Raw genomic sequence first — 23,033 nt, 5'->3', positions numbered from 1 at the left:
CTATCAGCCCGCTCCCACAGGTTCAGTGCTCACATCTGGATCAATGGTTGTGCTTACCACTCAACGCCGCATGAAAATGCGCGCTCTGGCGCAGGTACTGTTCGGTGTAGCTAGGGGTGGCGGAGGCCTTGCTGCTGGTGTCGGCATGGGCATGCGCCGGCAGCACGACCGAAGCGGAAATGGCGGATGCGGCGATGACCGGGAAGAGATTGAAGTTCATCTGGGTTGACCTCGTCTGCGCTGGTTTGACGTTGGCCCGTCTGGGCCTTGGGTCAAACTTACGCCGCTGAGGTCAGCCATAGAAATTCATTGCGGTGGTAGGGATTATCACGCGTATCGATAGTCACTCGATAAACTTAAGGTCCGAAGGCGCAGCCTGCGGCAAGGTCTGCACGGTCTTGCCCAGCATGCCGGTACGCGGATCGCGGCGCATGACCACAATCTGGTTGCTCTTCTGATTGGCCACCAGCAGGAAGTTGTCGCTCGGATCCAGGGCAAACTCCCGCGGGTGGTCGCCCTCGACCGAGCGGCGTTGCAGGAACGCCAGCTGGCCGTCGTCCTTGCCCACGCCGAACACCACGATCTCGTTGGCCGTGCCACGGTTGCTGACATACAGGAATCGCCCATCCGCCGACAGGTGCAATGCACCCGCCGCCTTGGCTGCGGCATCCTGCTGCTCGGTCAGCGGCAGGCGCTGGCGCTCGTGCAGCGCATCGTCCTTGACGTCGAACATGACCACTTCAGCGCTCATCTCCAGCGTCAGGTAGGCATGCAGCCCCTTGGCATCGAACAACAGATGGCGTGGCCCACTGCCCGGCGGCAGGTCGACCGATGCCGGAATTGCCGGAGTCAGCGGGCGGTCGACGCTGGCACCGTCGTAGCGGTAGATGAACACCTTGTCGGCGCCCAGGTCACTGGCATACAGGTGGCTGCCATCCGGCGACAGCACCAGCGAATGCACATGGGCACCGGCCTGGCGCTCGGGGTTGACGCCACTGGGCTTGTGCCGAGCCTGCTGAACCACGTCCTTGAGCTTGCCGTCCTTGGCCACCGGGATGACTACAAGGCTACCGCCCGGGTCGGGGGCGACGGCGTAGTTGGCGACGAACAGATAGCGCTGGTCGCGACTGAGGCTGGCATGCGTCGGCTCGTCACCGCGCGTGGCCACCTCGTTGAGCGGTTTGATCTCGCCTTGGCTGCTAACGCTGAAGCTGCTGGCATGGCCCTGCGGCGTTTCGTTGACCGCGAACAGCTGCCGCTGATCGGCCGAGAGCACCAACCACGAGGGGCTGACGCTCTCGACCACCTGCTGCGGCGTGGGGTCGACCTGGCCGGTCTTGCTGTCGAACGCGTAGCGGTAGATGCCTTGGCTGGCGCCATCGGTGTAACTGCCCACCAGCAGCGTGGCAGCCTGGGTAGAGAGGGTCAGGGTCATGAGGCTAGCGGTCAGCAGGCTCGTCCAGGTCCGGTTCATGGTCTTCTTCTTCATCCGGGGCGCGAAAGGCACTCATACAGACTAGACGATGCTCACCCTGGGCATCGTTCAGCTGCCAGTCATCACCCACCGCGATGGCGGCGGCGATCTGCTCGGCGGTGAACGTCCAGCGGCGCAGTTGGCGGCCGTCCATGCATTCGACCGTGAGGCCGGTTTCGTCAGAGGTGAAGTCGAAGGCATGCAGGCCGTCGATCAGCAGCATGTCGCAGGATGCGAGGGCGGTGGCGAGGGGGGACATGGGGATACCGATGAAAAATGAGCCGGTAGTATAGCGACCTCTGTGGGAGCAGGCTTGCCCCGCGAACAAGGGCAGCGCCCTTGCAGGCAAGCCCGCTCCCACAACAGCCCGGATCAATGGGCGAAGATCGAGCCGCCCTCCTTGCCCACCATCTTCTCGGGCTTGATCAGGAAGCGCGCCAGCGCTGGCAGCAGCCACAGCGCACCGAACATGTTCCACAACAGCATGAAGGTCAGCATCAGGCCCATGTCGGCCTGGAACTTGATGGCCGAGAAGATCCAGGTGCACACGCCGATCGCAAGGCACAGGCCGGTGAACAGCACCGCTTTACCGGTCGAGCGCAGGGTCTGGTAGTAGGCCTCCTGCAGCGGCAGGCCGGCACGCAGGAAGCTTTCCAGGCGGCTGTAGATGTAGATGCCATAGTCCACGCCGATGCCCACGCCCAGCGCCACCACCGGCAAGGTGGCGACCTTGACGCCGATGCCCATGAACGCCATCAGCGCGTTGCCCAGTACCGAGGTCAGCACCAGCGGCAGGACGATGCACAGGGTGGCGGCAAAGGAGCGGAAGGTGATCATGCACATGACCGCGACGCACAGGTACACCAGCACCAGGATGGTCAGCTCGGCCGACTTGATCACCTCGTTGGTGGCCGCTTCGATGCCGGCATTGCCCGCCGCCAGCAGGAACTGCAGGCCGTCCTTGTTGTGGCTGTCGGCAAACGCCTTGGCGGCGCTGGTCACGCGCTCCAGGGTTTCGGCCTTGTGGTCGTTGAGGAACACCAGCACCGGTGCCAGCGAGCAGTCACCGTTGTACAGGCCGTCGGCGCGGGCAATGGAGTTGTTGAGGATGTCCGGGTTGCGCGACAGGGTCTCCCATTTCAGGCTGCCCTCGTTCATGCCCTTGATCACTTGCTTGGACACCGTCACCAGGGAGATCGCCGACTGCACACCCGGGGTGTTCTGCATGGTCCACATCAGTTCGTCGATCGGCGCCATGGTCGAGTGGATCGAGCAGCTCTCGGCCGGCGTCTTGACCATCACCACCAGCACGTCCGAGCTGGTCGAGTAGTTGCTGATGATGAAGTTGTTGTCCTGGTTGTAGCGCGAGTCCGGGCGTAGCTCCGGCGCGCCCTGGTCGAGGTCGCCGATCTTCAGGTTCTGGCTGTACCACAACCCCCCGGCGAAGGCGACCAAGGCCAGGGCGATGGACACAGGTGCCACCTTGGCACTGGCGAAGTTCGACAGCAGGCGCCAGAACGGGTGCTCGCGAGTCGCGTCTTTCTTGCTGCGCTCGATGGCCTTCTTGCTGATGCCTACGTAGGAAATCGCCACCGGCAGCAGGATCAGGTTGGTGAAGACGATCACCGCGACGCCGATCGAGGCGCCAATGGCCAGCTCGCGGATCACGCCGATGTCGATGATCAGCAAGGTGATGAAGCCCACCGCGTCGGCGAGGATGGCGATCATCCCCGGCAGGAACAGCTGGCGGAAGGTGCGCCGGGCGGCGGTCAGGGCATTGTCGGCGTCACTCGACTGCAGGGCGATGCCGTTGATCTTCTGCACCCCGTGGGAAATGCCGATGGCAAAGATCAGGAACGGCACCAGCATCGAATACGGGTCCAGGCCAAAGCCCACCACATGCATCAGGCCCAGCTGCCAGACCACTGCGACCAGGGTGGTGATCAGCACGGCAATGGTGCTGCGGATGCACCAGGTGAACCAGTACAGCAGGATCCAGGTAATGACCAGTGCCACGCCGAAGAACATGGCCACCATCACCAGGCCGTCGATCAGGTCACCGACCTTCTTGGCGAAGCCGACAATGTGCACTTTCACATTGGGATTCTGCGCCTGGAACTTGTCGCGGATCTTTTCTTCCAGCAGGTGCGAGAACTGCTGGTAGTCGAGCTTGACCTGCTTGCCGGGGTCGTTCGGGTCGGGGTAGCTTTCCAGCAGCGGCACATCGACGATGCTGGACTTGAAATTGTTACCCACCAGGCGCCCGACCTGGCCGGACTTGAGCACGTTGTCGCGCAGGGTATCGAGGCTGTCTTGCGAGCCGTTGTAGGTATTGGGGATCACCTCGCCGCCCGAGAAGCCCTCTTCGGTCACTTCGCTCCAGCGTACGCTGGGGCTCCACAGCGACTTGAGGCCCGCGCGGTCGACACCGGGGATGTAGAACACCTCGTCATGGATCTGCCGCAGGGTCTCCATGTAGTCCTTGTCGAAGATGTCGCCGTTGACCGCCTCGACCGAAATGCGCACGGTGTTGCCGAGGTTGGCCAGGTCGTTGCGGTGCTCCATCATCTGTTCGATGAACGGGTGCTCGAGCGGGATCATCTTCTCGAAGCTGGTCGAGGGGCGGACCTGCGTGGCCTGCCAGAACAGGAAGATGCTGACCAGCACGCACAGGGCGATGACCACCGGGCGGTTGTTGAAGATCAGGCGTTCCAGCAGCGTGGCCTTGTCCTGGTGGTGCGGGTGCATGGTGATGCTCTCTCGGCTGGTCATGGACGCGCCCCCCCGGCAGCCTGGTCTGCGCCCTCGGCGCTGGCCAGATGTACCCCCCCTTGCCCCACCAGCAGCAAGCCACCGTTGGCCAGGCCACTGACACCGGCCAGGGCAATGCGGTCGGCGCGATTGTAGACGCTGAAGGTCTGCCCATCATCGACACTGCGCAGCACGCTGCCGCCATTGCCGACCAGTACCAGGCTGCCGTCATCGAGAAGCGTAGCGCTTGCCAGGCCGAATTCGAGGTTGCCGCGCGCCGCCTTGAGCTCGATCTGCTGCCAGCTGTCACCGAAGTCGGTCGAACGGAACAGGTTGCCGCGCAAGCCATAGGCCAGCAACGTCTGCGCCTGGGTGGTGCCGATCACGCCGAACAGCGAGCCCTCGTAGGGGCCGGCGACCTTGGCCCAGGTCTGGCCGTTGTCGCTTGAACGGAACATGCTGCCCTGCTCGCCGACGATGAACAGGCCAGCGTCCTTGATCACGGCGATGCCGTTCAGGTGCAGCTGGTCGGCGTTGTCCAGGCGCTCGGCGACGTCTTGCCAGTGCTGGCCTGCGTCGCGGGTTTCCAGCAGTGCGCCATAGGCGCCCACGGCAAAGCCGTGCTGGGCGTCGAGGAACGTGACGTCGAGCAGTGGTGCTTCACGGGAAAGGTCTTCGAACTGCTTGCTCCAGGTCGCGCCGCCATCATTGCTGGCGAGTACCTGCGCATCATGGCCGACGGCCCAGCCGCGTTTGTCGTCAAGGAAGAACACGGCGGTAAGCAGTTGCCGGGTGGGCACCCGGGCCTGGGTCCAGGTGTTGCCCTGGTCATCGGAAAACAGGATATGACCGCGGTCACCGACCACCACCAGGCGCTTGCCGGCATGGGCGGCATCGATCAACAGGCTCTGGCTGGCCTTGGCCGATTCGGTCGAGTAATCGTCGGCGGCAGCCGCTTGCGCGCTGTCGGCCCACAGTCCCAGTGCCAGCGCCAGCATCGCGCCAGCCGCCAACGGCCAGGCACCGCGCCTGGCGTGCGTCATCAACCGCTCCCTCATGACCATCCCCTGTTGTGTTTTTCTTGGTGGGTCTGTGCGTTGAAAAGCCTGTGTTAGAGGCTTGGTGGGATCGTATCGGGGAAGGCTGAAGAATTACAACGAACGGGACGTTATGTTTTGTTAACGCCAAAAAGCCGGGGCCGCTGTGCGGCCCCGGGATCGGCCAGGCTTACGCCAAGCTCTTGCTCACCACCTCATACACATCACTGGACAGCGCCCCGGAAGCGAGAATCCGCTCCAGCTCACCCTTCATCAGCGCCTGGCGCGCATCGTCATACTTGCGCCAGCGGGTCAGCGGCGCCAGCTGGCGCGAAGCGATTTGCGGGTTCAGCGCATTCAGCTCGATCACCAGGTCCGCCAGGAAGCGATAGCCGGAGCCATCGGCCGCATGGAAGTTGACCAGGTTCTGCCCGGCAAAGGCACCGATCAGCGCCCGCACCTTGTTCGGGTTTTTCAGCGTGAACGCCGGGTGCTGCATCAGCGCCTTGACCCGCGCCAACCCGCCCGGCAAGGCGCTGGCCGCCTGCACGCTGAACCACTGGTCCATGACCAACGGGTTGTCCTTGAAATGCTCAGCGAAGGTTTCCAGTGCCTTGGCGCGCTCGGCCTCAAACGGCGAATTGACCAGCACCGCCATGGCGGTCAGGCGTTCGGTCATGTTGTCGCACTGGTCGAACTGCTCCAGGGTCGCTTCCAGCACCTGGGGCTTGCCGCTCTGCATCAGGTACGACAGGGCGATGTTCTGCAGGCTGCGACGGGCAAAGTGCTCGGCAGCGGCGACGTAAGGGGTGTTGCGCGACACCTCGCGGTGCGCCTGGTAGCGCGCCCACAGGCCATCGAACAGCTGCGCGGCGATCTGCTGGCGGGCGAACTCGCGGGCGGCGTGGATGGCGTCGACGTCAGCCACCTGGCTGATCTCGGTGAGGTAAGCCTCGCCCGGCAGCGACAGCATCTCGGCCACCATGGCGGCGTCCAGCGACTCGTTGGCCAGCACGGTGCCCAGGGCGGTGATCAGGCGCTGATCGAGTTGCAACGCTTCGCCACGCTGGTGCTGGCCGATCAGTTCCTGCAGCACTTGCACCGACAGCTGCTGGCCGGCTTCCCAGCGGTTGAAGCCATCGCTGTCGTGCTGCATGAGGAACATCAGCTGGTCGCGGTCGTAAGGGAAGCTGAGCTTCACCGGCGCGCTGAAGCCGCGCAGCAGCGAGGGCAGCGGCTTGGCCTGGATACCTTCGAAGGTGAAGGTTTGCTCGGCCTCGGTCACCGACAGCACGCGGCTGCTGCCGCCAGCAGCGGCCTCACCGGCGAGGCGCAGCGGCAGGTCGTGGCCGTTGGCGTCCAGCAGGCCCAGCTCGACCGGGATCACGAACGGCAGCTTCTCGGCCTTGTCCGGGGTCTGCGGGCAGTGCTGGCGGAAGGTCAGGCTGTAAGTCTTGGCGCCGGCGTCGTAGGTTTCGCTGACGTCCAGGCGCGGCGTGCCGGCCTGGCTGTACCAGCGCTTGAACTGGGTCAGATCTACACCGTTGGCGTCTTCCATGGCCTTGATGAAATCGTCGGTGGTCACCGCCTGGCCATCATGGCGCTCGAAGTACAGGTCACTGCCCTTGCGGAAGCCCTCGGCGCCCAGCAGGGTACGGACCATACGCACCACCTCGGCCCCCTTCTCGTACACGGTAAGCGTGTAGAAGTTGGAGATCTCGATGAAGCTGTCCGGGCGCACTGGGTGGGCCATGGGGCCGGCGTCTTCGGCGAACTGGTGGGTACGCAGGTAGGCGACGTCCTCGATGCGCTTGACCGTGCGTGAGTTCATGTCGGCGCTGAACTCGGCGTCGCGGAACACCGTGAAGCCTTCCTTGAGCGACAGCTGGAACCAGTCGCGGCAGGTCACGCGGTTGCCCGACCAGTTGTGGAAGTACTCGTGGGCGACCACGCCTTCGACACGCTGGTGAGCGGCGTCGGTGGCGGTTTCGGCGCGGGCCAGCACGCAGCTTGAGTTGAAGATGTTCAGGCCCTTGTTTTCCATGGCGCCCATGTTGAAGTCGTTGACCGCGACGATCATGAAGATGTCCAGGTCGTACTCGCGGCCATAGACTTCTTCGTCCCAGCGCATGGACTTCTTCAGGCTGACCATGGCGTGGTCGCACTTGTCGAGGTTCTCGGGCTCGACGTAGATGCGCAGCATCACATCGCGGCCGGACTGGCGGGTGAAGGTGTCTTCGACACACCACAAGTCACCGGCCACCAGCGCGAACAGGTAGGCCGGCTTTTTGAACGGGTCTTCCCAGGTGGCCCAGTGGCGGCCGTCTTCGGCCGGCCCACTGCCGGTCGGGTTGCCGTTGGACAGCAGCACCGGGTAACGATGCTGCTCGGCGATCACCGTGGTGGTGAACGTGCTCATCACGTCCGGGCGGTCGAGGTAGTAGGTGATCTTGCGGAAACCCTCGGCCTCGCACTGGGTGCAGAACATCTTGCCGGACTTGTACAGGCCTTCCAGCGCAGTATTGCTCTCGGGGTGGATCTTCACGCTGGTGTCGAGGGTAAAGCGCTCGGCCTTGGGGTGCAGCGTCAGGCTGTCGGCTTCGAGCTGGTAGTCACTCGCCTGCAGCTCCAGGTCGTTCAGCGAGGCGCGCAGCAGCTCCAGCTGCTGGCCGTCGAGCACCAGGGGCGGCAGGCCGGCACCGCGTGCCGGGTTGCGGCGCATGACCAGTTGCGCATGGACCAGCGTGTGGTCCTCGAACAGCTCGAAGGTCAGGTGCGTCTCGTCAATCAGGTACTCGGGCGCCTGGTAGTCCTTGAGGTAGATCACTTGCGGTTGTTCGGTACGCATGTGCAGGTCCTTTTTACTGGAGCACGGCCAACTGGTAGGCCGTGTACTTGCGAATGTTGATCACGCCGGTGTCGAAGATCAGGTACTGGCCCTTGATGCCCAGCAGCGTGCCTTCCACCACCGGGTCCTTGTCGAGGTTGAAGCTGACGATTTTCTTCGGGTAGGCCTCGACGGGGTAGTTCATCTGCACCACTTCGGCGTCGGGCAGCGGCTGGATCGCCTGCAGACCGAAGCGCGACTGCAGTTCACGCAGGCCATCGGCGCAGGCGTCGAAGATCTGTTCACGAATGGCCACCAGGTCGAGCGCTTCGGCGTCGCCCTTGAGCAACGCGCGCCAGTTGGTGCGGTCCGGCACCTGGCTGCGCAGCACATCCTCGACCAGGCCGGATTGCTGGCGGGTGGCCACGCGCATGATCGGCAGCGCCTGGCTGGCGCCCTGGTCGAGCCAGCGGGTGGGCAGCTGGGTGGCGCGGGTGATGCCGACCTTGATGCCGGACGAGTTGGCCAGGTACACCACATGGTCGGTCATGCAGAACTGCTCGCCCCACGACGGCTCGCGGCAGGTGCCGGCGTCGTAGTGGCAGCGTTCCGGGGCCATGATGCACACGTCGCACTGGGCCAGCTTGGTCATGCACGGGTAGCAGTAGCCTTGGCTGAAGCTGGTCTTGGTGCGCTTGCCACAATGGCTGCAGTGGATCGCACCGAGGTACTCCAGGCGCAGGCGCTGGCCGATCAACGGGTTGACCGGCACCTGCGTGTCATCCAGGCGGAAGCTGTACTGCACCAGCGGTGCTTGCAGGCTGACCGCCATCTTGCTCAAAGAGCCACGAGCGAGTTCGATCAATGTACCGAGTCCGACTTGAACAGAATGTTGGCAATCGGCGCGGACTTCGACGCGCATTCCTGCGGGCCCATGTAGCCGGTACGCTGGTCTTCGGGCAGGTTTTGCATCTCCCAGGCGATCACGGCCTGCAGCGACAGCTCTTTCTGCTCGGCGGTGAGCTTGCGCCCGTCCGACCATTTGCCGATTTCGACGGCCGTTTTCAGGCTTTCGTAGATTTCCGGGGTGATGTTTTCGATCATTTGCGCGAACGTGGACATAGCGTCTCCTAAATCAAGCGGACAGTTTACGCCGGGCCACCATTCCACCCAAGAGGCCCGTCAGGCATCCGATGAGCAGCCCGCCGACGTGGGCGGCGTTGGCGATCTGGCCAAAACCCAGCTGGCCGACCACGCCGGTCAGGCAGATGACCAGCCAGATGAGCATCATCACCAGCACGCCCTTGGGCAGGTTGAAGTGGGGGTTGGGCGCCAGCCACTGGTACAGCCACACATGGCCGAGCAAGCCGTACAGCACACCGGACAAGCCGCCGAACAGGCTCGGGCCGCTGGTGTAGTGCTGGGCCAGGTTGGACACCAGGCTGAACAGCAGGGTCAAGCCCGCTAGCAACCACGGGCCTTGGCGCAGTTCGATGCGCTTGCCCAGCTCCCAGTACCACATGCCGTTCATGGCCAGGTGCAGTACGCCGAAGTGCAGCAGCATCGGCGACACCAGCCGCCACCACTGGCCATCGGCGAGGCCTTGGGCCAGCGGGATGAAATACAGGTATTCGCCCTGCACGCGGTAGTCGAGGAAAGTGAACCAGCTGATGGTGGTGAGGTTATCGCCCAGGCGGGTAAGGCCGGCGACGATCAGGCAGAGGATGAGAATGGCGGCGGTGACCTTGCAGGCGCGCGCCTGCTCGGCCAGCGTCGGTCCCTTCGCGGCCAAGCCCGCTCCCACAGGGTCGGTGACCGCTTCGATGTCGGCGTTGCCGTCGGGGTAGCGCTGGTAGAGTTGAAGGACATCCGCGGCCATGGTTTCCGGGGCCCAAAGCACCTGGACTTCGCCCTCCTCGCTGACCCGGTGCGGCACCTGCAGGCGCTGCAACAGGTGCACGAAGCCACTGAGGTCGACCGCAAGCGGCAGGCGCATCACTTCGACGATATTCATTGATTGGCCTGCGGTCGGTCGACGTCGACCCAGACGAACTTGTGCGGGTCGATCTGGGTTTCATCATCCAGCCGATAGGCCGCCAGCTTGCCGTAAAGCACCGCACTGTAGTCCAGGCAGGCCAGGTTGCCGCGGATCGGCGTGGGGCGGCCGCTGCGCCAATAATGGCCGACGAACAGCAACGGCTCGTCCTCGGCATAGCGCAGCAGGGCGTTCTTGTCGGTGTGGCTGAGCGGCGTACGGGCCACGTCGTCAGGCAGCGCGTCGGGCTGAAAGACGATGTCGCCGTAGGTTTTCGGGTCTTCTTCCCAGAACTTGGTGCGGAAGAAGGCGCGGGTCAGGCCGTCGCCGCCGGTCAGCGTCAGGCCGTCCGGCAGGCGCATGTCGGTGCCGCGCAGCAGGCGGTTGCAGACGGTGGCGGCAAAGCTGCCGGGCACGGCCGAGGCCTGGATGAAATGCTCGTCGATGCGCCCGTCGGGGTACTGCTGGCGCAGCGGTTCGATCAGCCGCGGGTCCCAGCAGGCATGCACCAGGCGGAAGCGCCCGGCGTCGACGAACAGCGGCATGTCGTAGAACCACTGCAAGAAATCGTGCCAGTCGCCAGGGTGGTGGGCGAACTGGGTCAGGGTCTCGTCGATCAGGCGGGCATGGCGCGGCGTGTGCTCGCGCACATAGGCCTTGCCGCTGCCGGGCAGCGCGGGGGTTACCCAGCCCAGGGCGTTGTACTCGTGGTTGCCCATGATGCAGTAGGCCTGGCCGGCCTCGACCATGTCGTGGACGATGTGCAGCGCCTCACGGATGCGCGGGCCACGGTCGACGATGTCGCCGAGGAACAGCGCCTGGCGCCGCGGGTGGCGCCAGACGCCGCCGACACGCTGGTAGCCGAGGGCGTCGAGCAGGCGTTCGAGGGTCAGTGCACAGCCGTGCACGTCACCGATGATGTCGAAACTGCGCGCCGGATCGAGCATCAGTCGTCCCTGCCTCCCAGGCGGCTGCCCCAGCCGAGCTTGGTGCGGCAAACCTCGTAGTAATTGTGGTCGAGCGGGTGGATCAGGCGCAGTTTTTGCGGCTTTTTGCTGACCGTGATGGTGTCGCCAGGGGCGCAGGTGAAGTGGTTCTGGCCGTCACAGGAGACCTGCGGGTAGATCTGCAGGTCCTTGGAGACGACGATTTTCAGCTCGCTGTTGCCGTCCACCACAATCGGCCGGCCCGACAAGGTGTGCGGGTACATCGGCACGATAACGATCGCGTCGAGCTTGGGGTGCATGATCGGGCCACCGGCCGACAGCGCGTAGGCGGTCGAGCCGGTCGGGGTGGCGACGATCAGGCCGTCGGCCTTCTGGCTGCAGACGAACTGGCCGTCGATGTAGATCTCGAACTCGATCATCCGCGTCGACTTGCCGGGGTGCAGCACCACGTCGTTGAGCGCGTCGCCCTGGCCGATGGCCTCATGGTGGCGGCGCACCTCGGCCTGCAGCAGGAAGCGGTTTTCCACCAGGTAGTGGCCGTCGAGCACCTCGGCGACTTTTTCTTCCAGCTCGTCGGGGCGGATATCGGTGAGGAAGCCCAGGTTGCCGCGGTTGATCCCCAGCACCGGAATGTTGTGCCGGGCCAATGCGCGGGCGGCGCCGAGCAGGCTGCCGTCACCGCCGACGACGATGACCAGGTCGCAGACTTCGCCCAGCAGCTTGCGGGTGGAGGTCTGCAGGCCGTGGCCGGGCAGCACTTCGGCAATGGTGTCCTCGAGGATCACGTGCAGGTGGCGCTCGAGGAGGAATTTTTTCAGTCGGCGAATGGTGTCGAGCACCTGCGAGCTGCCAAGGCGTCCGATGATACCGATATTGCGAAATTGCTCCATGGGGCTCCTGCGAGGCTCTGCGGCGGGTGACTATGCGCCGATTATGGGCGAAACGACCGGGCAGCGGCAAACCGGCTATGCTCGCAGCATGATGCCTTTTGCCGAACTCCACGAGCTGCCCCGCCAGTTGCGCCGCCCTGCCGTGCGCGACCTGGCCTGGACCCTGCTGTCGCCACCGCTGCTCAGCGCACCGCCTTGCCCCCAGCGCCACCCGTTGGCAGGCAGCGCCTGGGCGGCCGACCCGCAGCGCCTGAAGGCGTGGTTGCAACGGCTGGATAATGACGACCAGCCCCTGCGTGAGTGGCTGGCAACCCTCACCAGCCGCCGCCTTGGGTTGTATTACGAAGGCCTGTGGCAATTCGCCCTGAGCCAGGCGCCGGGTATCGAGCTGCTGGCGGCCAACTTGGCGATCCGCATGGGCGGCCGAACACTGGGCGAGTTGGACATCCTGCTGCGCGACGCTGACGGCACTCATCACCTGGAGCTGGCGATCAAGCTGTACCTGGGGCCAAGCAACGGTCAAGGCTGTGACCCCGCCCAATGGCTCGGGCCGGGTTGCCATGACCGGCTGGGCACAAAGCTTGCGCACCTGGCCGGGCATCAGTTGCCCATGTCGAGCGATGCGCAGAGCCGCGAGGCGCTGGCCGGGCTTGGGGTTCATGAAGTGCAGGCGCACCTGTGGCTGGCGGGTTACCTGTTCTATCCCTGGCCGGGGCATGCCGCCCCACCCGAAGGGGCAAATCCGCTGCACCTGCGTGGGCGCTGGGTGCGGCGGGGGGATTGGTTAGTGGCCGGCGAACAACGCTGGCAGCCGCTGCCTCGCCATGCCTGGCTGGCAGCGGCACGGGTCGACGCGGATATGTGCTGGGCGCCGCAGCAGTTTGCCGCGTGGTTGCACGCGCTAGACCCGCAGGCACCGGCGCAGATGCTGGTGAGGCTTGAGCCGGGTTCCGATGATGCCTGGCATGAGGTTGAGCGGTTGTTTCTCGTGGCTGATAGCTGGCCGCACCTGCCAAACGTATGAGGTTGCCTGCGCCGCCCTTTCGCGGGCTTACCCGCGAAAGGGCCGGCCTGACAACACCATTTTCACCGACCCAGCGCAAAGCTTTATTCCCGGCAACAATTACAGTTACCCCTGAGCGCCAACAAGAGCGCCACCCCGACCTGATGACGAGGACCTCCCATGGTTTCAACCTCCCCCGCGCCCCATTACGCGCGCCTGTCCATCGCCCTGCACTGGCTGATGCTGGTGCTGCTGGCCGCCGTGTACGCCTGCATCGAGTTTCGCGGGCTGTTCCCCAAGGACAGCGCCGAGCGCAACCTGATGAAGGACCTGCACTTCATGCTCGGCCTCACGGTATTCGTGCTGGTGTGGCTGCGCCTGGCCGTGCGCCTGAGCCGCCCCGCGCCGCCCATCGTGCCCAAGCCGCCGGCCTGGCAGACCGGCCTCGCCCACCTGATGCACCTGGCGCTGTACCTGCTGATGATCGGCCTGCCCCTGGCCGGCTGGCTGATCCTCAGCGCCGCCGACAAGCCGGTGCCGTTCTATGGCCTGGAACTGCCGCACCTGATCGGCGCAAACCCGGACCAGGCCAAGTTCATCAAGGGCTGGCATGAGCGCGTGGCCACCTGGGGTTACTGGCTGATCGGCCTGCATGCGCTGGCTGGGCTTTACCACCACTACGTGCAGCGCGACAACACGCTGCTGCGCATGCTGCCCTACAAGTAACCGCGCCGGCCCTGCAGGCCGCCGGTGTGGAGGAAGATCAGCCGGGTGCCGGGCGCGAACAGCCCGGCCGCGGCCTGGTCGCGCAGGGCCAGCAGGGCCTTGCCGGTGTAGAGCGCCTCCAGGGGAATGCCAGTGTGGCGCTCGGTTTCATCGATGAACGCCAGCAATGGATCATCAAACCTGGCAAAACCGCCTCGGCAGGCCTCATGCAAGTGATAGCCGCGAGTGCCGGCCAACGCCGCAACGGCCTCGGGCACACCATGATCCAACGGCACCGCCAGGGCGCCATGCACGGCGTGCGCCCCCGCCTCGGCCAACACCAGGCCGGCCAAGGTGGTACCGCTGCCAGCGGCCAGCCACCAGGCGTCAAAGTCCGACCAGCCCAATGGGGTGAGTTGTGCCCGGGCCTGCTCGACGAGCAAAGCACATCCCCTGGCTCCCGCCAGGCCACCACCGCCTTCGGGGATGCAATGCCAGCCGGGGTAAAGCGCTTGCCAGGGCTCCCAGAATCCGGGTTCATGGCGGCCACGGTACCCCCCATAGCCGAGCCAGTGCAGTTCCATGCCGAGCGCCTGCAGGTCACGCACGGTAGGCGTGTCCTGGGCATGACCGCGCAACAGGCCGGCGGTTGCGAAACCAAAACGCTTGCCGGCGGCGGCCAGGGCATGGAGGTGGTTGGAATGGTTGCCACCCAGGCTGATCAGCCCGGGTGCGCCTGCTTGATGGGCCTGCAGCAGGTGGTGGCGCAGCTTGAACCATTTGTTGCCGCTGATCAGCGGGTCGATCAGGTCGAGCCGCAGGACCGCAGCTTCGATCCCGGCCCTGGTTAACCAGGGTAGATCCAAAGGTTGCAGAGGGGCTTGGGGAAGGTCGAGGAAGTGAGTCGCCATGGGCAGCAGTTTACAGTGAAATCGGGGGCCGCAGAGCGGCCCCCTGCCCTGTCAAAGCGCCGCCGCCAAGCGCGAGCCCTGATTGATTGCCCGCTTGGCATCCAGCTCTGCCGCCACATCCGCGCCGCCGATCAGGTGCACCGACTGCCCCGCCGCGACCAGGCCGTCATGCAGTTCACGCAGCGGCTCCTGCCCGGCGCAGATCACCACATGATCGACCTCCAGCACTTGCGGCTCGCCCTCGCCGATACGGATGTGCAAGCCCGCATCATCAATGCCCAGGTACTCGACGCTGTTGAGCATCTGCACGTGCTTGTTCTTCAAGCCGGTGCGGTGGATCCAGCCCGTGGTCTTGCCCAGGCCGTCGCCGACCTTGGACTGCTTGCGCTGCAGCAGGTACACCTGCCGCGCCGGCGCATGGGGCTCGGCCTTGATCCCCGCTACGCCGCCACGCGCCTCAAGGTGGGTGTCAATGCCCCACTCCTTCCAGAACGCCTCGCGGTCCTGGCTGCTGGCCACGCCCTGGTGCACCAGGTATTCGCAGACGTCAAAGCCGATCCCGCCCGCACCGATCACCGCAACCGCCTCACCCACTGGCTTGCGCTGCAGCAGCACGTCCAGGTAGCTGAGCACCTTTGCATGCTCGACGCCCGGAATCGCCGGGGTCCGCGGCGCGATGCCGGTAGCCAGGATGATTTCGTCAAAACCACCTTTCAGCAGCGCCGGCACATCGACCCGGGTGTTCAGGCGCAAGTCGACACCCGTGCGCTTCACCTTGTTGCGGAAGTAACGCAGGGTCTCGAAAAACTCCTCCTTGCCCGGGACCCGCTTGGCCACGTTGAACTGCCCGCCGATCTCGCTGGCACTGTCGAACAGGGTCACCTCATGGCCACGCTCTGCAGCCACGGTAGCGGCTGCCAGGCCAGCAGGGCCAGCACCGACCACGGCAATGCGCTTCACGGCACGCACAGGCAGGTAATTCAGCTCAGTCTCGTGGCAGGCACGCGGGTTGACCAGGCAACTGGTCAGCTTGCCGCCGAAGGTGTGGTCCAGGCAGGCCTGATTACAGCCGATACAGGTGTTGATTTCGTCGCTACGCCCTTCAGCCGCTTTGTTGACGAAGTCCGGGTCGGCAAGGAACGGCCGGGCCATCGACACCATGTCGGCGTCGCCCTCGGCCAGCACGGTTTCGGCCACTTCCGGGGTGTTGATGCGGTTGGTGGTGATCAGCGGGATCTTCACCGCGCCACGCAGCTTGGCCGTGACCTTGCTGAATGCCGCGCGCGGCACCTTGGTGGCGATGGTCGGGATGCGCGCTTCGTGCCAGCCGATACCGGTGTTGATGAGCGTGGCGCCGGCCTGCTCGATGGCTTTGGCCAGCAGTTCGATCTCGTCCCAGGTGCTGCCACCCTCGACCAGGTCGAGCATCGACAAGCGGAAGATGATGATGAAATTCGGGCCCACGGCGTCGCGCACCCGGCTGACGATGTCCACCGCCAGGCGCATGCGGTTTTCATAGCTGCCACCCCAACGGTCGGTGCGGTGGTTGGTGTGGGCGGCGAGGAACTGATTGATGAAGTAGCCTTCCGAACCCATGATTTCCACGCCGTCATAGCCGGCGCGCTGGGCCAGCACGGCACAATTGACGAAATCGACGATCTGCTTTTCGATGCCTGCCTCGTCCAGCTCTTTGGGCTTGAACGGGTTGATGGGGGCCTGGATCGCACTTGGCGCGACCTGCCGCGGGCTATAGGCGTAGCGCCCGGCATGCAGGATCTGCAGGCAGATCTTGCCACCGGCGGCATGCACGGCCTCGGTGACGATGCGGTGCTTGTCAGCCTCTTCCTCGGTGCTCAACTTGGCTGCGCCGGAATACACCCCGCCCTCATCGTTGGGCGCGATACCGCCGGTCACCATCAGGCCGACGCCACCCCGGGCACGCTCGGCAAAATAGGCGGCCATGCGTTCAAAGCCACCCGGGCGCTCCTCAAGACCTGTGTGCATGGACCCCATCAGGGTGCGGTTGCGCAAGGTGGTGAAGCCCAGGTCGAGCGGGGCCAGCAAGTGCGGATAGCGGTCGGCAGCCATGGAACGGTTCCCCATGTGGCGTGATCACGGAATGCGGGTGCCTCGATGGGCCCCGTCGTTTATCTGTCAGCGACATTAAACAGCCGTTTGAACGCGCTCAATGATCGAAACTGACAACTTATTGATCCTCCCGCACAGCAGGACTACCCTAGGAACCTTCGTTCCTCAAGGCGCTGTACCGCTGCATGCGAAAACTCCTGGCAAGCGCCCTGGCGCTGGTGATGATTACCGCCCTCTGCGGCTATGGCTTCTGGACCCAACAGCGCCCAGAAGGCCACTACCTGTCCGACTTGCGCATCGAGCTGGCGCTGAACCATGGCGTACCCGGCGCGCAGGGCAACCTGCTGGGCGTCGAGCCACTGCTCTACCCCAGCGATTACCAGAACCTGCAACGCCTGCACCGCAAGCTCTCGGCGTACCTGCAACAAGCCCGCGCCCAAGGCCTGATCGGCCCACGCACGGTCGTGGTGCTGCCAGAACACATCGGTACCTGGCTGTGGGCGCGGGGCGAGAAGAACGAGCTGTATCAAGTCACCCGCAACCGTGAGGCAGAGCAGTGGCTGGAGCTGAGCAACCCGCTGCGCTATGGCCTGGCGATGCTGCGCGCCAACGGCGACGACCGCCGCGCCGACGCGCACCTGCGCATGAAGGCCCAGCAGATGGCCAGCGACTACCAGCAACTGTTCGGCGGCCTGGCCAAGGAGTTCGGCGTCACGCTGGTGGCCGGCTCGATCGTTCTACCGGCTCCCTATGTGGAACAGGGGGTGCTGCACGCCGGCAGCGGCCCGCTGTTCAACAGCAGCCTGGTGTTTGCCGGCGATGGCTCGCTGCTGGGTCAACCACAGCGCCAGCAGTACCCCGACAGCGAAGTACGGCGCTACATTCATCACGGTCGGCAGTTCCCGCTTCAGGTCGTGCAGACCCCGGCCGGGCGCCTTGGCGTACTGATCGGCAGCGACAGCTGGTACCCGGAAAACCAACGCCAGCTGGCGCAACAACAGGTGCAGTTGATCGCCAACCCGGTGTTCCTCAGCGGCAAGGGCAGCTGGGATGCGCCGTGGCGCGGCAACCGGCATCAGGACGCCGCCGCCGAACTGGCCCTGCAACGTGGCGAAGTCAGCGAGCAGACTGCCTGGCAGCGCCTGACCCAAGCCGCTGGCGCCGGGGTCAGCAGCATGAGCGTGTTCATGCGTGGGCAGTTCTGGGAACAGAGCAGCGACGGCCAGGGCTTTGCCCACCAGGCCGGCGAGTTGCTGGCAGGGCCGCCCAGCCACGGCGCGCGCTTGCTGAACGTGTGGTTGTAGGCCCATGGCCCGCCCACGTGTACGCCTGGGCGACCTGTCGGTAGGTTTCGTCCAGCCCCTGGCCGAGGCCCTGCACGGCCTTGGTCACGACCCGCGGCCATTGCTGCGCCGCTATGGGCTGGATGCCACACGCCTGGCCGAAGCCGGGGGGCGCTTGTCGATCCCCCGCTACATGCACTTGGGGCATGCCGCCATCGCGCTGAGCAGTGAGCCGGCCCTGGGCCTGCACATGGGGCGCTTGAGCCGGCTGGCCCAGGCCGGCCTGGCAGGCGTCACGGCGGCCCAAGCGCCAACCCTGGGTGACGCTGCCCGCACGCTGCTGCGCTTCGAGCCGCTGTATGCCGCCAACTACCGTGGCCACTCAAGCTTCCAGGAAGATGCCCAGGGCGCCTGGCTGCGCTTCTACTCGATCAGCCCCTACAACGCCTACAACCGTTTCGTCGTCGATTCGCTGCTGGCCGGCTGGCTGGCCCAGCTTGCGGCCCTGGCTGCCACACCGCTGCAGGCCGAACGCCTGGAAATAGAATTCGACGCCCCCGATTATGCCGCTCAGTACCAGCCCTTGTGCAGCAACGCCGTGCAGTTCGGCGCCAGCGCCAATCAATTGCGCCTGAGCCGCGCCACCTTGGAGCAGGCCAACCCACAGCATTGCCCAAGCACCTGGCAGCACCTGCTGCAGCTGTGTGAAACGGAAATGTTGCAACGCACGCGGGTGCGCAGCCTGGGTGAGCGCATTACCCACCTGCTCGGCCCGCTGCTCAATGGCGGTCGAGAACCGGACCTGGAAGAAGTGGCGCTGCGCCTGCAACTGCCCACCTGGACGCTGCGGCGCAAATTGGCCGAAGAAGGCACGCGTTTTCGCGATTTGCTCAATGACACAAGGCGCGACCTGGCCGAGACCTATATCCGTGATACGGAGCTGGCCTTCGGCGAGATTGCCTATTTGCTGGGTTTTGCGTCGGCTGAGGCCTTCCAGCGCGCATTCAAGCGCTGGACGGGCCTGACACCCGGGGAGTTCCGCCGCAACCAGCGGCAGGTCGGTTAAAGCTCGGTGGCGTCTTCGGCAGGTTCCGGGGTGTCCAGCTCGTAGGCCTGAAACTCGAGCAGCTCTTCCTGATAATCATCCATTGCCCTGCGTCCTCTTCACTCATTTGTCTTCGTGGGTCATGCCTTCAACCTAAGCAGGCTGGATGAAGAAATGATGACAAGCTCATGAGTGGTAAACGTAGCAGGTGTTTGGGAAGTTATCGCCGCTCATCTGTAACAGTGTCTGTACCGGGCTGAATGCATTCAGAGCGGTGCGGGAGCCGCCTCGGCGGGCTGTGCATCCTGCTGCACCTGGATGGGCGCAGCCTCCGACGGCGGCGCGACAGGTTGCGAACCCTGGCTGTCATCCACCACCGGCGCCGCTGCAGCTTCATTTGCCGGCGCGATGGCCGCTGGCGCGGGTGCGGGTGCGGCCTGCGTTACAGGAGCGGCCACAGGCGCTGCCGATACCTGCTCTGGCAGCCCAAGGTCAGGCGCTGCCTTCTCGGCCTTTGGCGCGGGCGCCTCGACCTTGGCCTTGCTGACCTTCTTTGGCTTGGGCAGGTAGCTTTCGACCAGTGCGAAATAACGCTCGTAGAACTGCGGCGCGGTGACGGTTTCGCTGGCGACCTTGACCATGGAGTCGTCACTGGAGCCGATCGGCATCGATACAGAGCCCAATACGCCAACACCGAGGCTGGCCGAGGTATTGGACTTCTTCAGTGCGTAACGGTCCTGCAGCGCGTTGGCGAACATGGTCGAACGCTGCTCATCGCTGCTGTCGGGCGCACAGGTGACGCTGAAGCTGATCTGCAGGTGGTTATCGCTGTTCTGCTGGAAGCTCTTGTTGCCCGCGATCTGATTGGGGCCACTGCTGGTGATGATATAACCCTGGCTCAACAGCGCCCTGCGGGCAGCCTCGCACGAGCCGGCCTCGCTGACCGGGAAGCTGCGCGAGTAGGTGCCGGAGTCATCGAAGTTCTCGTGCTCGTAGATGGCGGTTTTTTTCGAGGAGCAACCGGACACGCCCGCCAGCACCAGGGCCAGCCCGAGCGCACCAAAGACGGATGATCTGGTCATTGCGAATTCCGGGTAAGTCGAGAGGTGCCTATTGTGCATCACAGCGCCCTTGCACTGAAACCGTTGATCCGTGAAGAGTCTGTCAGCATCGTGTAAATGTTGATTACGCGGGCGCAGAAACGAAAAAAGCGACCCGAAGGTCGCTTTCTCGTTTTGCTTCGAGGCGTTCAAGGGGCCTCGAGGCGAAGATGGCGCAGCGGACGGGACTCGAACCCGCGACCCCCGGCGTGACAGGCCGGTATTCTAACCGACTGAACTACCGCTGCGTATCGCTTGGGCTTGCGCCCGGTTGAAACTGGGATCCACCCTTCCGGCAACAGGGCCTCAGGGCAGGCACAAAAAAAGCGACACGATGATCGCTGTTTTTGTTGTTTCAAGGCGTTCAAGGGGCCTCGAAACGAAGATGGCGCAGCGGACGGGACTCGAACCCGCGACCCCCGGCGTGACAGGCCGGTATTCTAACCGACTGAACTACCGCTGCGTATCGTTCAGGCTTGCGCCCGATTGAAACTGGGATCGCCTCTGGCATAACTGCCTTTGGCTGCAGACCGATGCAAAGCACCCATCTGTTACTGAAAAATGGCGCAGCGGACGGGACTCGAACCCGCGACCCCCGGCGTGACAGGCCGGTATTCTAACCGACTGAACTACCGCTGCGCAGAATGGCTTATCAGGCCTTGTTCCTCTCTGGCGAACCGCTTCTTTCGAAGCTTCCTGCACCAGGAACGCTCAGGAAGTGGTGGGTGATGACGGGATCGAACCGCCGACCCTCTGCTTGTAAGGCAGATGCTCTCCCGGCTGAGCTAATCACCCCGCGATGTAGCTTGTTGCGTTTGCTTCGCTGAGGCCGCGAAATTTACGCAGGTGCCGATGCTAAGTCAATAGCCCCGTTGAATTTTTTTCAAAAAAAGCAAAAACAGAAAAGGGACCTTTCGGTCCCCTTCCCTTCAGCGTCACGCTCAGGTGTAGATCATCTTGCGGGTCATGCCGCCATCGACCACGAACTCCTGGCCGGTGACGAACGCCGCCTGGCGTGACAGCAACCAGGCAACCAGAGCCGCAACGTCTTCCACCGTCCCTACCCTGCCCGTTGGATGCTGGGCATGATCGGCTTCGGTCAACGGCTCGGCACGGCGCTGCGACGGATCACGCGTATCGATCCAGCCAGGGCTCACCGCGTTGACGCGGATCTCCGGGCCCAGGCTCATGGCCAACGCGTGCGTCAGCGCCACCAGGCCGCCTTTGCTGGCTGCGTAAGCCTCGGTGTCCGGCTCGGACTGCCGGGCACGGGTCGAGGTCAGGTTGACGATCGCGCCATTGTGCGCGCGCAGATAAGGCGCGCAGTGCTTGGCCAGCAGCATCGGGCCATTGAGGTTGACCCCCAGCACCCGATTCCATTGCGCCAGGCTCAGGCTCTCGAGGGTCTGGTTGTGCGGGTTGGCGATGGCTGCGTTGCACACCAGCGCGTCCAGCCGCCCGAACTGCCCCAGCACCTCGGAAACCCCGGCGCTCACCTGCGCTTCGTCGGCCACGTCCATGGTCACGAACCAGGCATTGTCGCCCAACGCCTTGGCCACCTTGGAACCGCGCGGGCGGTCCAGATCGCTGAGCACCACTTGCCAGCCCTCACAGATCAACCAGGCGGCGATACCCAGGCCGATGCCGCGCGCAGCACCGGTTACCAGGGCTACCCGGCCGTTGTGGCCTGGCTTAGCGCCGCCGAGCTCGATCACAGTGCGGCCAACCCACGTGCAAGGTCGGCCTGCAGGTCGGCAACATCTTCCAGGCCGACGGCAACGCGCACCAGGCTGTCGCGGATACCCGCCGCTTCACGCTCCTGCGGCGACAGGCGGCCGTGGGAGGTGGTGGCCGGGTGGGCGATGGTGGTCTTGCTGTCACCCAGGTTGGTGGTGATCGAGATCACCCGCGTGGCATCGATGAAGCGCCAGGCGCCTTCTTTGCCACCCTTGACCTCGAAGCTGACCACTGCACCGAAGCCAGTCATCTGGCGCTTGGCCAGCGGGTGCTGCGGGTGGCTTGGCAGGCCGGCGTAGTGCACCTTCTCGATCCCCTCCTGCTGCTCCAGCCATTCGGCCAACTGCTGGGCACTCTCGCAGTGCGCACGCATGCGCAGCTTGAGCGTTTCCAGGCCCTTGGTGAAGATCCAGGCGTTGAACGGGCTGAGGGTCGGGCCAGCGGTACGCAGGAAGCCCACCACTTCTTTCATCTGCTCGCTGCGCCCGGCTACCACGCCGCCCATGCAACGGCCCTGGCCGTCGATGAATTTGGTGGCCGAGTGGAACACGATGTCGGCACCGAGCTTGAGCGGCTGCTGCAAGGCTGGGGTACTGAAGCAGTTGTCCACCACCAGCATGGCGCCACGGGCGTGTGCGATCTCGCTCAGGGCGGTGATGTCGACCAGCTCGGCCAGCGGGTTGGACGGCGACTCGACGATCAGCAGCTTGGTGTTGGCCTTGATGGCCTTTTCCCAGCCCGCCAGGTCGACCAGCGGCACGTAGTCCACCTCGACACCGAAGCGCTTGAAGTACTTCTCGAACAGGCTGATGGTCGAGCCGAACACACTCTGCGACACCAGCACATGATCACCGGCGCTGCACAGCGACATGACCACGGCGAGGATCGCCGCCATGCCGGTGGAGGTGGCCACGGCCTGCTCGGCGCCTTCCATGGCCGCCAAACGCTCCTCGAAGGCACGTACGGTCGGGTTGGTGTAGCGCGAGTAGACGTTACCCGGGGTTTCACCGGCAAAACGCGCGGCCGCATCGGCGGCCGTGCGGAAGACATAGCTGGAGGTCAGGAACAGCGCTTCGCTGTGTTCTGCCTCCGGTGTACGGTTCTGACCGGCGCGCACCGCCAGGGTGTCGAAACCGACACCCTCGAGGTCACTGTCCAGTCGCCCGGCATCCCATTGATCCGTCATGCCGCCACTCCCTG

At 64.5% G+C, this 23,033-nt stretch carries 20 protein-coding genes and 4 tRNA genes; 4 read left to right on the top strand and 20 right to left on the bottom strand.

The features are described from left to right. Positions 1-40: 40 nt before the first annotated feature. The 11 genes from ACIPIJ_RS05740 to ACIPIJ_RS05690 form a co-directional block, all read right to left on the bottom strand. Entirely contained in the window at positions 41-220 is a 180-nt protein-coding gene (locus tag ACIPIJ_RS05740; protein ID WP_401073657.1) for a hypothetical protein, read from the bottom strand. A 123-nt stretch (positions 221-343) separates the two neighbouring features. Continuing rightward, on the bottom strand, positions 344-1,474 hold the full coding sequence (locus ACIPIJ_RS05735) for a lactonase family protein (protein ID WP_401073654.1): 1,131 nt from the start codon (positions 1,472-1,474) through the stop codon (positions 344-346). Next, positions 1,440-1,733: a DUF5629 family protein gene (locus tag ACIPIJ_RS05730; RefSeq protein WP_401073651.1), complete on the bottom strand. Its 294-nt coding sequence runs from the start codon at positions 1,731-1,733 to the stop codon at positions 1,440-1,442. The genes ACIPIJ_RS05735 and ACIPIJ_RS05730 overlap by 35 nt, the downstream gene beginning before the upstream one ends. Before the next feature lie 113 nt (positions 1,734-1,846). Beyond that, positions 1,847-4,222, bottom strand: a complete 2,376-nt coding sequence (locus ACIPIJ_RS05725) for an RND family transporter (protein ID WP_401075690.1) — start codon at positions 4,220-4,222, stop codon at positions 1,847-1,849. Between the two features lie 20 nt (positions 4,223-4,242). Next, positions 4,243-5,283 (bottom strand): WD40/YVTN/BNR-like repeat-containing protein, encoded by a 1,041-nt coding sequence (locus tag ACIPIJ_RS05720; RefSeq protein WP_401073649.1) that lies wholly within the window; start codon positions 5,281-5,283, stop codon positions 4,243-4,245. A 169-nt stretch (positions 5,284-5,452) separates the two neighbouring features. Further along, on the bottom strand, positions 5,453-8,110 hold the full coding sequence (pepN, locus tag ACIPIJ_RS05715; protein ID WP_401073646.1) for an aminopeptidase N: 2,658 nt from the start codon (positions 8,108-8,110) through the stop codon (positions 5,453-5,455). Between the two features lie 13 nt (positions 8,111-8,123). After that, entirely contained in the window at positions 8,124-8,954 is an 831-nt protein-coding gene (locus ACIPIJ_RS05710) for a DUF2797 domain-containing protein (protein WP_401073643.1), read from the bottom strand. After that, positions 8,951-9,211, bottom strand: coding sequence for a YeaC family protein (locus ACIPIJ_RS05705; protein ID WP_401073641.1), 261 nt, complete (start codon positions 9,209-9,211; stop codon positions 8,951-8,953). Before ACIPIJ_RS05705 ends, ACIPIJ_RS05710 begins: the two co-directional genes overlap by 4 nt. Positions 9,212-9,224: 13 nt before the next feature. Beyond that, positions 9,225-10,103, bottom strand: a complete 879-nt coding sequence (locus ACIPIJ_RS05700) for a rhomboid family intramembrane serine protease (protein WP_401073638.1) — start codon at positions 10,101-10,103, stop codon at positions 9,225-9,227. Continuing rightward, positions 10,100-11,071 carry a metallophosphoesterase gene (locus ACIPIJ_RS05695; RefSeq protein ID WP_401073635.1) on the bottom strand — a complete coding sequence of 324 codons (972 nt, stop codon included), beginning with the start codon at positions 11,069-11,071 and terminating at the stop codon, positions 10,100-10,102. The genes ACIPIJ_RS05700 and ACIPIJ_RS05695 overlap by 4 nt, the downstream gene beginning before the upstream one ends. Next, a complete protein-coding gene (locus ACIPIJ_RS05690) occupies positions 11,071-11,961 on the bottom strand; it encodes an NAD(+) kinase (protein WP_023632574.1) in 891 nt (296 codons plus the stop codon). The genes ACIPIJ_RS05695 and ACIPIJ_RS05690 overlap by 1 nt, the downstream gene beginning before the upstream one ends. A gap of 43 nt (positions 11,962-12,004) precedes the next feature. Here ACIPIJ_RS05690 and ACIPIJ_RS05685 point away from each other — a divergent pair, with 43 nt between their 5' ends. Together ACIPIJ_RS05685 and cybB are read left to right on the top strand one after the other, a co-directional pair. Next, complete coding sequence (locus tag ACIPIJ_RS05685) at positions 12,005-12,985, top strand: DUF1853 family protein (protein WP_401073631.1); 981 nt, start codon at positions 12,005-12,007, stop codon at positions 12,983-12,985. Between the two features lie 159 nt (positions 12,986-13,144). Beyond that, positions 13,145-13,690 (top strand): cytochrome b561, encoded by a 546-nt coding sequence (cybB, locus tag ACIPIJ_RS05680; RefSeq protein ID WP_401073629.1) that lies wholly within the window; start codon positions 13,145-13,147, stop codon positions 13,688-13,690. Here the strand turns inward: cybB and ACIPIJ_RS05675 are convergent. Both ACIPIJ_RS05675 and ACIPIJ_RS05670 read right to left on the bottom strand, forming a co-directional pair. After that, a complete protein-coding gene (locus tag ACIPIJ_RS05675; RefSeq protein WP_401073626.1) occupies positions 13,681-14,580 on the bottom strand; it encodes a 1-aminocyclopropane-1-carboxylate deaminase/D-cysteine desulfhydrase in 900 nt (299 codons plus the stop codon). The two genes, cybB and ACIPIJ_RS05675, sit on opposite strands and share 10 nt — an antisense overlap. Positions 14,581-14,631: 51 nt before the next feature. Next, a complete protein-coding gene (locus ACIPIJ_RS05670) occupies positions 14,632-16,668 on the bottom strand; it encodes an FAD-dependent oxidoreductase (protein WP_401073624.1) in 2,037 nt (678 codons plus the stop codon). 185 nt (positions 16,669-16,853) lie between these two features. Here ACIPIJ_RS05670 and ACIPIJ_RS05665 point away from each other — a divergent pair, with 185 nt between their 5' ends. After that, the gene (locus ACIPIJ_RS05665; protein ID WP_401073621.1) at positions 16,854-17,972 is read left to right on the top strand and encodes a nitrilase-related carbon-nitrogen hydrolase; all 1,119 of its coding nucleotides are present in this window, start codon (positions 16,854-16,856) and stop codon (positions 17,970-17,972) included. A 4-nt stretch (positions 17,973-17,976) separates the two neighbouring features. Next, a complete protein-coding gene (locus tag ACIPIJ_RS05660; protein WP_401073619.1) occupies positions 17,977-19,017 on the top strand; it encodes an AraC family transcriptional regulator in 1,041 nt (346 codons plus the stop codon). 245 nt (positions 19,018-19,262) lie between these two features. On the opposite strand, the gene ACIPIJ_RS05655 is transcribed toward ACIPIJ_RS05660, so the two are convergent. The 7 genes from ACIPIJ_RS05655 to ACIPIJ_RS05625 form a co-directional block, all read right to left on the bottom strand. Next, positions 19,263-20,078: a DUF2242 domain-containing protein gene (locus ACIPIJ_RS05655; RefSeq protein ID WP_401073617.1), complete on the bottom strand. Its 816-nt coding sequence runs from the start codon at positions 20,076-20,078 to the stop codon at positions 19,263-19,265. 189 nt (positions 20,079-20,267) lie between these two features. Further along, positions 20,268-20,344: transfer RNA gene (locus ACIPIJ_RS05650), tRNA-Asp, on the bottom strand. 138 nt (positions 20,345-20,482) lie between these two features. Then, positions 20,483-20,559 (bottom strand) — tRNA-Asp (locus ACIPIJ_RS05645). Between the two features lie 99 nt (positions 20,560-20,658). Further along, positions 20,659-20,735 (bottom strand) — tRNA-Asp (locus ACIPIJ_RS05640). 80 nt (positions 20,736-20,815) lie between these two features. Beyond that, positions 20,816-20,891: transfer RNA gene (locus tag ACIPIJ_RS05635), tRNA-Val, on the bottom strand. 146 nt (positions 20,892-21,037) lie between these two features. After that, on the bottom strand, positions 21,038-21,811 hold the full coding sequence (locus ACIPIJ_RS05630; RefSeq protein WP_401073615.1) for an SDR family oxidoreductase: 774 nt from the start codon (positions 21,809-21,811) through the stop codon (positions 21,038-21,040). Further along, positions 21,808-23,019 carry an O-succinylhomoserine sulfhydrylase gene (locus tag ACIPIJ_RS05625; RefSeq protein WP_401073612.1) on the bottom strand — a complete coding sequence of 404 codons (1,212 nt, stop codon included), beginning with the start codon at positions 23,017-23,019 and terminating at the stop codon, positions 21,808-21,810. The genes ACIPIJ_RS05630 and ACIPIJ_RS05625 overlap by 4 nt, the downstream gene beginning before the upstream one ends. Between the last annotated feature and the right edge of the window lie 14 nt (positions 23,020-23,033).

The organism is Pseudomonas sp. NPDC087185 (assembly GCF_044744955.1).
GTDB lineage: Bacteria > Pseudomonadota > Gammaproteobacteria > Pseudomonadales > Pseudomonadaceae > Aquipseudomonas.
The sequence above is the reverse complement of the archived record's forward strand: the minus strand, read 5'-3'. Positions and strand labels throughout refer to the sequence as shown.